The 12,863-nt window shown below is 63.0% G+C and carries 11 protein-coding genes; 2 read left to right on the forward strand and 9 right to left on the reverse strand.

The annotated features are described in order from the left end of the window. Positions 1-4: 4 nt before the first annotated feature. From FJ967_RS11275 to FJ967_RS11310, 8 genes are all read right to left on the reverse strand, one after another. Positions 5-763: an FkbM family methyltransferase gene (locus FJ967_RS11275; RefSeq protein ID WP_140731784.1), complete on the reverse strand. Its 759-nt coding sequence runs from the start codon at positions 761-763 to the stop codon at positions 5-7. Then, on the reverse strand, positions 760-1,992 hold the full coding sequence (locus tag FJ967_RS11280; protein WP_140731785.1) for a DUF2029 domain-containing protein: 1,233 nt from the start codon (positions 1,990-1,992) through the stop codon (positions 760-762). Before FJ967_RS11280 ends, FJ967_RS11275 begins: the two co-directional genes overlap by 4 nt. 3 nt (positions 1,993-1,995) lie before the next feature. Further along, positions 1,996-3,426: an aspartate aminotransferase family protein gene (locus tag FJ967_RS11285; RefSeq protein WP_246675257.1), complete on the reverse strand. Its 1,431-nt coding sequence runs from the start codon at positions 3,424-3,426 to the stop codon at positions 1,996-1,998. Between the two features lie 65 nt (positions 3,427-3,491). Then, positions 3,492-4,499 carry an NAD(P)-dependent oxidoreductase gene (locus FJ967_RS11290; protein ID WP_140731787.1) on the reverse strand — a complete coding sequence of 336 codons (1,008 nt, stop codon included), beginning with the start codon at positions 4,497-4,499 and terminating at the stop codon, positions 3,492-3,494. Continuing rightward, complete coding sequence (locus tag FJ967_RS11295; RefSeq protein ID WP_140731788.1) at positions 4,496-4,930, reverse strand: EamA family transporter; 435 nt, start codon at positions 4,928-4,930, stop codon at positions 4,496-4,498. The genes FJ967_RS11290 and FJ967_RS11295 overlap by 4 nt, the downstream gene beginning before the upstream one ends. A gap of 124 nt (positions 4,931-5,054) precedes the next feature. Then, a complete protein-coding gene (locus FJ967_RS11300) occupies positions 5,055-6,404 on the reverse strand; it encodes an FAD-binding oxidoreductase (RefSeq protein ID WP_140731789.1) in 1,350 nt (449 codons plus the stop codon). Between the two features lie 2 nt (positions 6,405-6,406). Next, positions 6,407-7,840, reverse strand: coding sequence for a UbiA family prenyltransferase (locus tag FJ967_RS11305; protein WP_140731790.1), 1,434 nt, complete (start codon positions 7,838-7,840; stop codon positions 6,407-6,409). 226 nt (positions 7,841-8,066) lie between these two features. Further along, positions 8,067-8,330 carry a hypothetical protein gene (locus tag FJ967_RS11310; protein WP_140731791.1) on the reverse strand — a complete coding sequence of 88 codons (264 nt, stop codon included), beginning with the start codon at positions 8,328-8,330 and terminating at the stop codon, positions 8,067-8,069. Positions 8,331-8,536: 206 nt separating this feature from the next. Here FJ967_RS11310 and FJ967_RS11315 point away from each other — a divergent pair, with 206 nt between their 5' ends. Continuing rightward, positions 8,537-9,358 (forward strand): AraC family transcriptional regulator, encoded by an 822-nt coding sequence (locus FJ967_RS11315; protein WP_140731792.1) that lies wholly within the window; start codon positions 8,537-8,539, stop codon positions 9,356-9,358. Between the two features lie 116 nt (positions 9,359-9,474). After that, positions 9,475-10,368: an NAD(P)H-binding protein gene (locus FJ967_RS11320; RefSeq protein WP_181175785.1), complete on the forward strand. Its 894-nt coding sequence runs from the start codon at positions 9,475-9,477 to the stop codon at positions 10,366-10,368. Here the strand turns inward: FJ967_RS11320 and FJ967_RS11325 are convergent. Then, positions 10,365-12,851: a mechanosensitive ion channel family protein gene (locus FJ967_RS11325; RefSeq protein ID WP_140731794.1), complete on the reverse strand. Its 2,487-nt coding sequence runs from the start codon at positions 12,849-12,851 to the stop codon at positions 10,365-10,367. The two genes, FJ967_RS11320 and FJ967_RS11325, sit on opposite strands and share 4 nt — an antisense overlap. Positions 12,852-12,863 lie beyond the last annotated feature (12 nt).

Here is a 12,863-nt window from a genome sequence, read left to right on the forward strand (position 1 = left end):
GACTTCAGGCGAACGCCCAGACATCCTCGGCCTGGAAGCCGACCTGGTAGCCCGCGGTCTTCAGCTTGACCACGACCTGGCCGATCTCCGCCGCCGGCAGTGCCCCCACCTCGATCTTGATCATGCCGGGGCGGTAGCGCTGGAGGTCGAGCTGTTCGAACACCATCCAGTCGGCGCCCTCGCAATCGACGAGAAAGGCATCGATATGAGTGATGCCGTTGCGGTCGAGCAGTGTCTGCAGGGTTTCGGACGGCACCTCGATGTCCCTGAGGTGCGGCGCGAATTTATTGAAGTTGGCATCGGCCTCGCCCCAGGCATTCTTGCCCGACATCAGATTGGTGTCGGTGACCGACGAACAGCCGATGAACTCGATCGGCAATGTGCCGGCCTCGAGCGCCGCGGCGTCGAATGTGTGCACGGTGATCGTGCCCCTGGTCTTCGTCACCGCCACGGGCTCGATGACGAAGCGAGCGGTGTCGGGATAGTTGGCGCGCAGCCGTTTCTGGTTGTAGGGGATCGGCTCGACCAGCATGGCTCGGGCCTTTGGAATGCGGTGCAGCCAGGGCGTGACGTCATCGAACAGCGCGCCGTCGCATGCACCGACATTGACCATCTGGAAGGGCTGCGCGCGGGCACCGAAGCGCGCCTTCAGCGCGGCTTTGGCCAGGAACTTGGTGCCGCGCAGCGCCGGTCCGCGATCGAGCAGGCCGGACGGAAGCGCGAGCGACAGGGCAATGCGCGCCATGCTGGATAGCGAACTCATGGTTTGTCTCCGGCAATGACGTGCAGGGCGGCGCGATGCTGGCCCCGGCTGACACTTGCCCACAGCGCCATGAATGGCGCAGCCAGCAACAGGAACGGCGGGATCAGATGCGGGAAATAGATGCGCGTGTCGTGGATCGGAAAAACGGTGAACTTGGCCAGCGCACCCAACACCAGCGCCGCGAAAAGAATGCCGGCGCGCCTGTCGAGCCTGAAGCCGGCACGGCCGGCGGCGAACCAGCCCGCCAGCGCCAGCACCGAGACGCCGACCCAGCTGTTCAGGTTGACAGCGCGCAACAGCGAGGTGGCGAACGCCCTGAGATAGGCGGCGATGGAAAACGCCGGCTCGAACCCATCCATATTGTAGTGCTGTTCGATGCTGGAGAACCACAGATGCGGCCACCAGCCGGGATGATGGGCCCAGTGTGAGATGGCGAAATAGGCGACCAGCGACGCGGCAAAACCCGCCAGGGCGCCCCACGCCTTCTGCCGGAAGGCGATGAGCAGCACTGCGAAAACAGCAAGGAAGACAATATTGTCCGGCCGCACCATGAAGGCGAGGAAGAGCAGGATCGCGCTCGCTGCCTCGCGGCCCCGGACATAGGCATAAAGTCCGCCGAGCAGCAGTGCCGAGGTGAGCAGGTCGGGCGTCGAAGCGCGCGCGGCGTCGCCGAAATCGGCCATGATCAGCATCGCGCCGATCACCGGCGCCAAGGCCAAGGCGTTTTGCGAGCGCAGCCAAAGCAGCGCGGTCATCCCGAACAGCAGCACCGAAACCACTTGCACCAGGCGCATCGCCTCGACCGGCGACATCACCGAACTCAGCGTCGACAGGATTTCGGCATAGAGAAACTTGATCCGGTACATGCCGAGCAGCGAATGGAAATCGGTGGCATTTTCGGCCATGTGGCTGCGGAAGCCGCCGCCATCGTCGGTCAGCGCCTTGTAGTCGCCGGCCGAAACGCCTGATTTGACAGTGCTATAGGCATAATCATGCAGCGCCTGCGCATCGGGATAGGCGCCCTCCTCGGCAATCGCCAGATAGGGCAGCATGTCCCAGTTCGCGTCGGGCATCATCCATGCAGTGAACGCGGTGAGAAGGATGTAGAGCGCGAAAGCCGCGGCGCCGATCGGAGCCGCCAGTCGCGCATAGGTCCCCTCGCTCCACGCCAGACCGGCTTCTGCAAGCCGGTCGAGCGGGTTTTGCGGAACGGGCGACCTGGTCAGCATGGCTCAACGAACCTGGCTTGTGACGAAATCCTTCACGATTGCCACGATGCCGCGCGACAGCAGGCTGTCGAAGGCGTCGACGAAACGGTCGACATGCTCGCGCTGGCAGATCAGCGGCGGCTCGAGGCGGATGACGTTGCGGTTGTATTCGGTGAAGGCGACAAGCACGTCATAGTCGCGCAAGAGCAGCGAACCGACGAACCCCGACAGCGAGCCCTTGAGCTTGTCGTCGAGCACGCTGACGATCGGGCGCAGCACCATCGGCAAGGTCTGCGAGAAATCGTGGAATTCCAGGCCAATCATGAAGCCCTTGCCGCGCACGTCCTTGATGATCTTGGGATATTTCTCCTTGAGCGCCCGCAGGCGCTGCAGCAGATAGTCGCCGGTGACGGCGGCGTTATCGATCAGCGCCTCGTCATAGAGCACGTTGATGCCCTCGATCGCGGTGGCACAGGCCTCGCCCATGCCGCCGAAAGTGGCCATGGCATGGATCATCGCCGTCTTCGGCGTGCCATAGGCCTTCATATAGATTTCGCGGCGCGCAATCATCGCACCGACCGCGGCCTTGCCGGCACCAAGCGACTTGGCCAGCGCCGTCACATCCGGAACCACGCCATAGTGCTCGAAGGCGTAGAAGCGGCCCGAGCGGCCATAGCCGCACTGCACTTCATCGGCGACCCACAGCACGCCATAACGGTCGCACAGCGCGCGCAGCTTCTGCCAATATTCAGCCGGCGCCTGGATGATGCCGCCGCCGCCCTGGATGGTTTCCAGCACGATGACGCCGACTTCCGGATCGCTGCGGAACAGGCGCTCGACCGCCTCGATGTCGGCAAAGGGAATGCGTACCGTGTTGTCGGCCATCTTGAAGTCGGCGCGGTAGAGCTGGCCGTCGGTGATGCCAAGCACACCCTTGGTCTTGCCGTGGAAGGAATTCTCGGCATAGACGATTTTCGGCCGCTTCGGGCCGGCCGCGCGCTCGGCAAGCTTCACCGCCGCTTCCATCGCTTCCGAGCCGGAGGAGCCCAAAAACACCATGTCGAGGTCGCCAGGCGAGCATTTGGCGATGTTGTGCGCGAGTGCCGCTGCATATTGCGACATGAAGGCGATGGCGATTTCCTGCCGCTTCTCCTCCTGGAATTTCTTTCGCGCTTCGAGGATGCGCGGATGGTTGTGGCCGAAGGCCAGCGAACCGAAGCCGCCGAAGAAGTCGAGAATCTTGCGGCCGTTCTGGTCGATATAGAACATGCCCTCGGCACGCTCGATCTTGATCTTGTGGAAGCCGAGCAGCTTCATGAAATGCAGTTGACCAGGATTGAGATGCGCCTTGAACAGGTCTGTCATGGCAGCGACATCCATCGCCTTGGCCTGCTCGACGCTGATCAGGTCGGGCTTCTTGATGGTGGCGGGCGACAGCGCCGGCGCGCTGACCATGGTGCGCGCGCTTGTCTGTTCTGGCTTGGCCATGATGGTCATTTCCGAATTCTCCTGCTCGCCCATCATTGCGCGGGCACGTGTTTGGTGGCGACGGCATGGCCGTCCTTCTTGGCGCGGTATTCGCTATAGGCGGCGATCAGCATGTCCTCGTCGCGATATTGCGGCACCCAGCCGAGTTGACGCTCTGCCTTGGACACGTCGAGCACGCACTCCTCATCGGCGATCAGATATTGCTCCGGATCCATGATCGGCATGTTCATGAGGTCGAGCAGGTCGAGCGTGCGCTTGACCGCCCAGCCCGGCGTCGGGATCAGGATCGATTTCGAGCCGGCATGCCGGATCAGGTCGCCGAGCAGCTTCCTGACCGGCGGCGGGTTGAGCGAGCCGAGATTATACGCCTCGTTGGGCACGCCGGCCTTCCACGCCGCGCGCGCGGCCTCGGCGCAGTCGAACACCGAGATGAACTGGTAGGGATTTTTGCCCGAGCCGATCATCGGCACCGGCAGGTTCCAGTCGATCAGCTTGAACAGCTTTTCCAGGATGCCGAGCCGGCCGGGCCCGATGATCAGGCGAGGCCGGAACAGCGAGATCGACATGCCGCGCTTGCGCCATTCGGCGGCCAGTTCTTCGGTCTTCTGCTTCGACCAGCCATATTCGCCGAGCGGCGCGACCGGGTGCTCCTCGGTCATCGGCCGGGTGACAGTGTGACCGTAGATCATGTCGGTGGTGTAGTGGACAAGCCTGGGTGCGCCAGCCTTGTCCATCGCCTGGATAATGTGTTCGGTGCCGTGGAAATTCACCGGGAAGAAGAAGTCGTGCCGTTTGGCCCGCATCTGGAGCGGCGACAGCATCTTCGCCGACAGGTTATAGACCATGTCGTCGGCTTTCAGCCCGACCGACGCGACCGAAGCCGGGTCTGTGACATCGCATTTGACGAAGCGAACATTGCGGTAATGCGCAAGGTCGCTCCTGACGATATCGGCGACGACGACCTCTTCGCCATCGGCCACGAGCTTCGGCGCAAGATGGCGGCCGACGAAGCCGTCACCGCCGAAAATCACATGTCTCATCGAACGATCTCGTTTGCTTGTATCTTGTCGGGAGCAATGGAAGCGGTCTGGTCCTCATGCCCTCGCCCGCTTTGCGCGATCAGCACCGTGCCGACGCAGATGCAGGCGATACCGGCGATGCGCCACCCGTTGAGATCCTCGCGAAAGACGAAATAGGCGAAGATCGCGACGGCGACGTAAGCCAGGCTGAGGAAGGGATAGGCGAAGGAGAGCTCGACCTTGGACAGCACGTAGAGGTGCGAGGCCATCGAAATGACGAAGGTGCACAGGCCAAGGAAGACCCAGGGGCTGAACACGATCTGTAGCAGCTTGACCAGCGGATTGGTGCCCTCGAACGAAATCGGCCCGAGCGACATCATGCCTTGCTTCAGCATGAGCTGCGCAGCCGCATTGGTCATGACCGTAAAGAGAATGAAGACGATATATTTCATGCGCGACCACCCGCCCCGTGACATCCAGTACTACAAAGCCGAAAAGATTTCGTGAACTCACAACAATGTTTTGAGTAAATCCTGCCGTTAAGCACCCGCTAACCAATATTCATTTGAATTTTATCTATTCTGCCGCCTCTGCGCGCCGCCGCTGCGCATCGATGCTTCCAGCCGTGCGTACCCAGAAGTCGGACATGAAGGCGGGGTCGCGCAGTGCTTCCAGTTTCGACCATTCCGGGAACGAAGCCGCGAAGGTTGATGCATCCATGCGCGCGTCCTTGTAGGGATTGACCGCCCCGCCAGCCGCGATGGCCATGCGGTCGAGTTCCGCCAGCAGCGCAAGCGTCGCCGCCCCCCTGTTGGGGAAATCCAGCGTCAGCGTGTAACCCGGTCTTGGGAACGACAGCAGTGCCGGCGAGCTTATCGAACCGAAGCGCTTCAACACCGTGAGGAACGACCCTTGCCCGGCCTGCCGGGCCGCCACGAGCAGCGCCGGCACGACCGCGCGCGCCGCCTCTTCCGGTACTACGCTCTGGTGTTGGAACAGCCCCTTCGGGCCGTACAGTCGGTTCCAGTCGCGCACGCTGTCGAGCGGGAAGAAGAAGCCCTGATATTCGACCTGGCGCGGCACCGCGGCCCGGCCCTTTTTCCACCAGTAGGCGGCGTTGAAAGCAGTCAGGAAAGGCCGGTTGAGCACGTTGAAAGGCGGCTGGACCGGCACGGAGAATTTCGCGCCCGCCCGTGAGGCCGCGTGCGAGCCGTGCTCGGCGTGGTTGCCGGTAAACAGCAGCCCCCGTCCGCTGTTGCGGCCGCGGGCTAGTTGGTCGATCCAGGCAACGGCATATTCGTTGGCCTGGTCGGCCGCTTCCGCCAGATCGAAATATTCGCCGAGGTCGCGAAACCGGGTCGTCTTTTCGACGATGTCGAGCGAGGGAACCCGCATCAGCCGGATCGACGCCGACAGGATCAGGCCGGTGAGCCCCAAGCCGCCGATGGTGGCCCGAAACAGACGTGGATTTTCCGCCGCCGAACAGCGATAGGTCCGCCCGTCCGACCGCAGCAGAGCAAAGCTCTCCACATGGCAGCCGAACGTGCCGCGCCGGTGATGGTTCTTGCCATGGACATCGTTGGCAATGGCGCCGCCGAGCGTGACGAATTGCGTGCCTGGAACCACGGCGGGAAAGAAACCGTAGGGCGCGGCATGCGCGATGATGTCCGCGAGCAGCGCGCCGGCATCCGCTTCGAGGAGACCGGTCTCGGCGTTGAAGCCGCGAATGCGGTTGAGCGGCAGCATGTCGATGACCGCGCCGGCCTGGTTCTGGCAGGAATCGCCGTAGGACCGTCCATTGCCGTAGGCAAGCAGCGACGCTTGCCTCGCCTGACCGCCCTTGAGCAGCGCAATGGCGTCATCGGCATGCATCGTCCTTGCCGCCGGCGGCGTGGCAAGACCAAAGCTTTGGAACCGTTCGGCCATGCCTACCAGCCCCCGATGACCAAAAGCACGGCGCCGATCGCCACCACGATCTGACTGCGCCAGTCGCGGATGATGAAGACGACCGGATCGTCATGCATCTCGTCGCGGCGCGCCAGGATCCAGACGCGGATGATGAGGTACAGCACGATCGGCGGCAACGGCCAGATCAGCCAGGGGTGCGGATAGAGTTCACGCACCGCGACGCTGTCCATGTAGAGTGCCAGCACCAGCGCCGCGGAGAAGGCCGAAGCCATGCCGGCCTGGGCGACGATTTCCTGGTCTTCGGTACGATAGCCGCGGCCGGCAATGCGCTCGCCTGGCGCAATGGCGGTGGTACGCAGTTCGACGAAGCGCTTCACCAGCGCCAGCGACAGGAAGAAGAAAATCGAGAAGGCGAGCAGCCAGAACGAAACGTCGACGCCGGTCGCCGCCGCGCCCGCCAGGACACGGATCGTATAAAGCCCCGCAAGCGTCAGCACGTCGACCAGGAGCATGCGTTTGAACGACAGCGAGTAGGCCGTCGTAACGGCCATATAGCCGCCGAGCACGCCGAGGAATTCGATCGGCAGCAGGCAGCCGGCGGCAAGGCCGATCGCCAGCAGCACCGCGATCGCGCCGAGGCCGAACGGGATCGACAGCGCACCGCTGGCGAACGGCCTGTTGCGCTTGGTGGCGTGCTTGCGGTCGAGCGCCAGATCGAAGAAGTCGTTGAGGATATAGATCGCCGAGGCGACCGCGCTGAACGAGACGAACGCCAGCAGGCATTGCCAGATCATGTCGGTGTTGAAATATTCGTGCGACAGCACCATCGGCACGGCGATCAGCGAATTCTTCAGCCATTGATGCACGCGCAGCATCTTGATGATGGTGCGCGATGTCGGCTTGGGCGCCGGCATGGTTTCGGCACCATGTGCCGCTTGCCAGCGTGCGGCGTGGCGGTCCGGCGCCACCACGATCGCGCTGCGTGCCGCGTCGAAGACCTGGAGGTCATGGCGGCTGTTGCCGGCATAGTCGAAGCCGCCATCGCCATAGGCGGCCACCAGCGAGGCGCGCTTCTTGCCCGAGGTGAGATTGTCGAGGCCGTCAGTGGCCAACACTCGGTCGAAGATGCCCAGATGGGCCGATATGGCGTCGGCGAACTTGCGCGGCGTACCGGTGGCGAGCACGAGCTTGCGGCCTTCGGCGTGCTCGGCGCGGAGCCGGTCGAGCAGTGGCGCCCGATAGGGCAGCGTGGCCGGGTCGATGTCTATGCGCTGGGCGATTGCCTGCTTCAGCCGCGCTGGTCCGCCTGCCGCCCAGAAAGGCACCAGAAAGAGATAGAGCGGGTTCTTCTTGAGAAGGATGAACAATCCTTCCCAGAGCAGGTCGGTTGCAATCAGCGTGCCGTCGAGATCGACCGCAAGCGGTATTGCGTTCCTGTCCGACCGCGCATCCATGCCCGTCCTGCCCTGCCAGCGTAATATCCGGAAACCGGAATCCCGTTGAGCGCCGTGTTTCGGCGTCTTGGATGGAGGTATAGCGGGTGACGGCCTAGCGAACGTTAAAACGTGCGGTTGCAAACGGCTGTTTCGGCTGTATTTCGGGCGTCATTGTTAAGCAACTGCTACCGGAAACGATAAAAGGCCGGACAAATGCCCGGCCTTTCCAATCATGTCGGCGAGATTACTTGATGCGGGCAACGCCGCCCGAAATCTCGATGGTTTCCGAACCGGTCAGCGCTTCGAGGTCGCCGTTTGGCAAGGTGACGAAGCAGCCGCTCTGGCAGAATTCAACGGTTTCACCGGCGGCCAACGCCAGGTCGGACTTGCTGCCGGCCTCCGTCACGACCAGCGTGCGGGTCTCGGCGTCCTTGTTGACCGCGCTGGCGGCATGGGCCGAGCCGCCTACGGCGAGCAAGGCCACGGCAGCGACGAGAGACTTCCACATTTGCAATATCGGTGTTCCCACCGCCTCTGTTGCATTTCACAAGGCATTCTCGCCTTTGCATGAGAGCTTATATGAGATGGAAGCTGAACCGCAACTGAATGCCGCATTCATGCCGCAATTGGCTTTTGCCGGTGCTTCATCCTGTAAAACCGGCCGCCCCGCACGATATGATGGCGAAGGGGCGCGACGGGCGAAAAGATGAGACCATGCACGACAACTGGCTGGAGACGATCGGCGTTGGCATTGAGACCCGGAACATTGTGGCTGGGTTGACCTACCACGTGCCGGCCTCTCCCAACCACCGGCTGGGAATTCATGTCGGAGCGCCTGTCAATGCGTCGTGCCGGTGCGACGGAACGCACCACCGGCGGGTACAGTCGGATGGCGACATCGATATCGTGCCCGCCGGGCTGGACGGCGAATGGCAAGACGACGCCGACTGCACGATCCTGCGGCTGTGGGTAAGCCCGGGGCTGGTTCGACAAGCTGCCGAGGATCTCGAAATCGACCCGGCCAAGGTCGTCGTTCTTCCGCAGTTCCAGCGCCGCGATCCGAGAATCGAACATATTGCGCACGCGATGGCGACGGGACTGAGCCCGGACATGCCATCGGACCGACTGTATTTCGAGAGCCTGGCCAAGGCGTTGGCCATCCAGCTTGTCCAAGGTGCATCGTCCCTGCGAGCCGATGCCGTCAGGCAGACGCTCTCCCCGGTCCAGAAGCGCCGGCTTCGTGATTTCATCGAGACCAATCTCGACCAGGACCTCTCGCTGGGTGACCTGGCGAAGGTGGCCGCCATCAGCGTGTCGCATCTGAAGGTGCTGTTTCGCCGCACATTCGGCATGCCGCCCCACCAATATGTCATCCAGCGCCGGGTCGAGCGGGCCAGGACCTTGCTGCATCAGGGGACAATGCCGCTCAGCCGGATCGCGCTGGAGGCCGGCTTCGCGCATCAAAGCCATATGGCTCAAAGCATGAAGCGCATTCTCGGCGTCACGCCCGCGGCGCTGGCGCGCATGCGGAAATAATGCGCCGGACTTGACTGTGATCATCCGTTCTTGCGCTCCGTCGTCCATATCTGGGCGACCCAGGCCCGCCAATCCTGCATCGTTGGCCTTCGACGATCGGTTTGAAGGATATCGCTATGTTTGTTGTGCTGGGAGCCGCCGGGAAGATCGGACGATCCACGATTGGCGCGCTGCGTAAACAGGATGTCCCAGTCAGGGCCGTGATTCGCGATCCATCGAGCGCCGACGCGCTTCGTGCGCTTGGTTGCGAGGTAGAAATCGCCGATCTGCGCGATGCGCCGGCTCTGGCGCGGGCAACAAAAGGTGCGACGGCCGTGCAGGTCATTTGCCCGGTGGCCATCCGCGCCGACGATGCCTCTCAAGAGATGCAATCCACGATCCGGTCGATCATGGACGCGCTCGATGAGTTCAGACCGCAAACCATCCTGGCGATCTCGGACTACGGCGCCGAGATCTCCGCCGGTACCGGCATCACGCTCACCTTCCATCATCTTGAAGCACAGCTGAAGACGCTACCCGCGGCCTTGACGCTGCTGCGCTCCGCCGAGCACATGCAGAACTGGGCCCGCGTAATCGGTCGAGCGCTCGAGACCGGCGTCCTGTCCAGCCTCCATCATCCCGTCTCGAAGGCCTTTCCCACGGTCTCGGCCGGCGATGTCGGGCTGATTGCGGCAGACCTCCTCTTGTCGCCCGCCGACGGGCTGCGCGTGGTGCATGCCGAGGGCCCGCGACGCTACAGCGCCATCGATGTGGCGCGGACGCTTGGCGAAATCGTCGGCCGCGAGGTGGTCGCGCGTGAGCTGCCGAGACAGGATTGGATGCCTGCCCTCGTGGCCGGAGGCATCGGCGAAACCTATGCCCGCCTGGTTGTGGAGTTGTTCGACGCCCACAATGCCGGTCGCATCGACGCGCAGCGGGATGTCGGCGAGATCAGGTTCGGCAGGACCGATCTTCGTGCGGCGCTGTCAGCGTTGCTGGCGACGGCCCGGCAGGCCGGACCCAGGGCTTAGTCCGGATCGGGCTTCTTGGCCTTGCGCGGCTTCGGCTGCTTTTTCGCCTCGGCCTCGGCTTGCGCCCTGGCTTCTTCCTGTTCGGCGAAATCGGCCTCGATCTTGTCGTCATCGGTCGGCCAGGCAACATGTTTCTGGACCTCGACAACCGCGCGCGGCGTTGACGGGATTTCGATGTGCTGGTCGTTGAATTTTTCCAACACGGAGAAGCGGACATCGTTCTGCACGGAACTGCCGTTCATGATGTCGGCCAGGAAAACACGGATTTCGAACTCCAGGGCGGCGGCGCCGAAATTGGAAAACAGTACGAACGGCTCGGGATTCTTCAGCACCAGCGGATGGCTGCGGGCGATCTCGAGCAGGATGGCATGGACCTGCTTTACGTCGCTGCCATAGGCAACGCCGACCTTGATTTCGACACGACCGAGCTTGTTGCGGTGCGTCCAGTTGCCGACGGCGTTGTTGATCAGGTTCGAATTGGGCAGGATCACCGACTGGCGCTGGAAGGTTTCGATCTCGGTGGCGCGCACGCTGATCTTCTTGACCGTGCCGCTGACATCGCCGGCCACGATCCAGTCGCCGACCTTGAACGGGCGCTCGGCCAGCAGGATCAGGCCGGAGACGAAATTGGACACCACGTTCTGCAGGCCAAAACCGATACCGAGGGAGAGAGCACCAGCGACCAGGGCCAGACTGGAGAGATCGATGCCGGCGGCCGAGATGCCGACCAGCGCGGCGAGCGCCACGCCGGCATAGCCGACCGCCAGCCGGATCGAGTTGCGCACCCCGGTGTCGACCTTGCCGCGCGCCATGACGGAGCCGTCGAGCCAGCCCTGGAACCAGCGCGTCAGGAAATAGCCGATGATGAAGACGACGATGCCCGACAGGATGCCGGTGACCGAAATCGTCACCGACCCGATATTGATTCCGGTTGCCAGCTTGTAGGCCCACGCCTCGATATCGCCGGGCTGGAAGCCCCACATCAACAGGATCAGCGGCAGGAACACCAGCACGATCATCAGGTTGATGGCGATGCTGACGACAAGACCGAGCTGGTCGAGCGCGGTGTCTTCATAGCTCGAATTGGCCGATAGCCAGCGCCCGACCGAGGTGTTGGCGAAAGCGCCCTCCTCGCCGATTGCTTGCGCCGACAGGAAGCCGATATAGGCCGTGATCAGCGCGGTGCCGGTGACCACGACCTGCAGCGACACGAACAGTGCAAGGCCGATATAGCCGAGCAGCGCCGCGATGATGGTGAAAAACCCGAGCCCGAGCGAGGTGTAGCGCAGCCATGCCGGCCATGGCCGCCAGCTTCCGTCACGCGCCTTGAACGGCCTCAGCATCGCCATCAGGATCAGGATGACGCCGACGATGATGGTGGCGACGAAACTGCGCGCGATGGTCAGCGACAGCGGCGATCCCATCTTGTCGTTCACGACAGACAGGAAGGTGTTGAAGCTGATGACCACGGCCATGGCGGTGGTCAACCGGACCAGCCAGCGCGCTGGCCCGGTTTCGACGGGGATGAGGCGCCAGTTGGGCAAACGCGGTTCGAGCGCCGCGTTGGTCAGGCGATTGACGCAGAACACCACGCCGATGACGGTCGCCAGCGCATTGAGGAAGAGGCCGATATCGCCACGCAAGACGTTGTAGTAATTGAAGAAGAAGATCGTCGACCCGAGAAAGGCGGCAACCGCCACCGTCGGCAGCAAGGTCGACCAGAAGGCCACCGAAAGGCGGCTGAGATAGGACGGATCCTCATTGCCGGGGTCGGCCTCGAACACACGCCCGAACAGGCGCCGTCCGCCGACCAGCAGCACCAGCGCCAGGCCGAGCGCCACGAAGGTCGCGGCCAGAATGGCCTGGAACTTGAACTTGATGGCAAAGGTCAGCCAGGACGACACGGCCTTGTAGAAATTGTCGAACTCGTCGCGCGCGTCGGAAAAGACCTGCGGGCTCAAGGCGTCCGAGAGCACGTAGCGCTTGGTCAACAGATTGCGGAAAAGCTCGCTGCGCATGTTGCCGATCTTGTCGATCAGTCCGCTGATGCGGATCGACAAGGCCTGCGCCTGCGAGATGACCGCGTTTATCTCGGCCTTTTCCGATGTCAGCCCTTCGCGCTCGGCGCTGACGATGTCCGGTTCCGCCGGCTGGCCCGCCGCAGGCGGCGGCCCAAGCTGCTCAAGCCTGGCGTTGATTTCGCCCAGCCGCGTGCGGAAGGCCAGAGCGCTGGTCAGCGATTGCCTGGACAGTTCTTCCAGTTGCAGGCGGATGTCGACAAGACTTCCGTCGTCCTCGGCGTCCTGCTGGATCTGCTTCTCGAAAGTGTCGGTCCTGGTCGTCAGGCTCTGGATGATCTTCTGCTGGTCAGCGACCAGTCCGGCGGGTGCCTGGCCAACGCCTTGCGCCGCGGCCTCGAACGACAAGGGCGCCGAAACGACAAGCGTCAGGACCAGGATGAGGCGAAGCAATCGAAAAAGCATGGTGGACCGGCG

It is taken from the genome of Mesorhizobium sp. B2-3-4 (assembly GCF_006442315.1).
Lineage (GTDB): Bacteria > Pseudomonadota > Alphaproteobacteria > Rhizobiales > Rhizobiaceae > Mesorhizobium.

Bases quoted from the DNA above. Each gene is read 5' to 3' on its own strand.
- FJ967_RS11275 (WP_140731784.1), bottom strand. From the start codon at position 763: ATGAGTTCGCTATCCAGCATGGCGCGCATTGCCCTGTCGCTCGCGCTT.
- FJ967_RS11280 (WP_140731785.1), bottom strand. From the start codon at position 1,992: ATGCTGACCAGGTCGCCCGTTCCGCAAAACCCGCTCGACCGGCTTGCA.
- FJ967_RS11285 (WP_246675257.1), bottom strand. From the start codon at position 3,426: ATGGTCAGCGCGCCGGCGCTGTCGCCCGCCACCATCAAGAAGCCCGAC.
- FJ967_RS11290 (WP_140731787.1), bottom strand. From the start codon at position 4,499: ATGAGACATGTGATTTTCGGCGGTGACGGCTTCGTCGGCCGCCATCTT.
- FJ967_RS11295 (WP_140731788.1), bottom strand. From the start codon at position 4,930: ATGAAATATATCGTCTTCATTCTCTTTACGGTCATGACCAATGCGGCT.
- FJ967_RS11300 (WP_140731789.1), bottom strand. From the start codon at position 6,404: ATGGCCGAACGGTTCCAAAGCTTTGGTCTTGCCACGCCGCCGGCGGCA.
- FJ967_RS11305 (WP_140731790.1), bottom strand. From the start codon at position 7,840: ATGGATGCGCGGTCGGACAGGAACGCAATACCGCTTGCGGTCGATCTC.
- FJ967_RS11310 (WP_140731791.1), bottom strand. From the start codon at position 8,330: ATGTGGAAGTCTCTCGTCGCTGCCGTGGCCTTGCTCGCCGTAGGCGGC.
- FJ967_RS11315 (WP_140731792.1), top strand. From the start codon at position 8,537: ATGCACGACAACTGGCTGGAGACGATCGGCGTTGGCATTGAGACCCGG.
- FJ967_RS11320 (WP_181175785.1), top strand. From the start codon at position 9,475: ATGTTTGTTGTGCTGGGAGCCGCCGGGAAGATCGGACGATCCACGATT.
- FJ967_RS11325 (WP_140731794.1), bottom strand. From the start codon at position 12,851: ATGCTTTTTCGATTGCTTCGCCTCATCCTGGTCCTGACGCTTGTCGTT.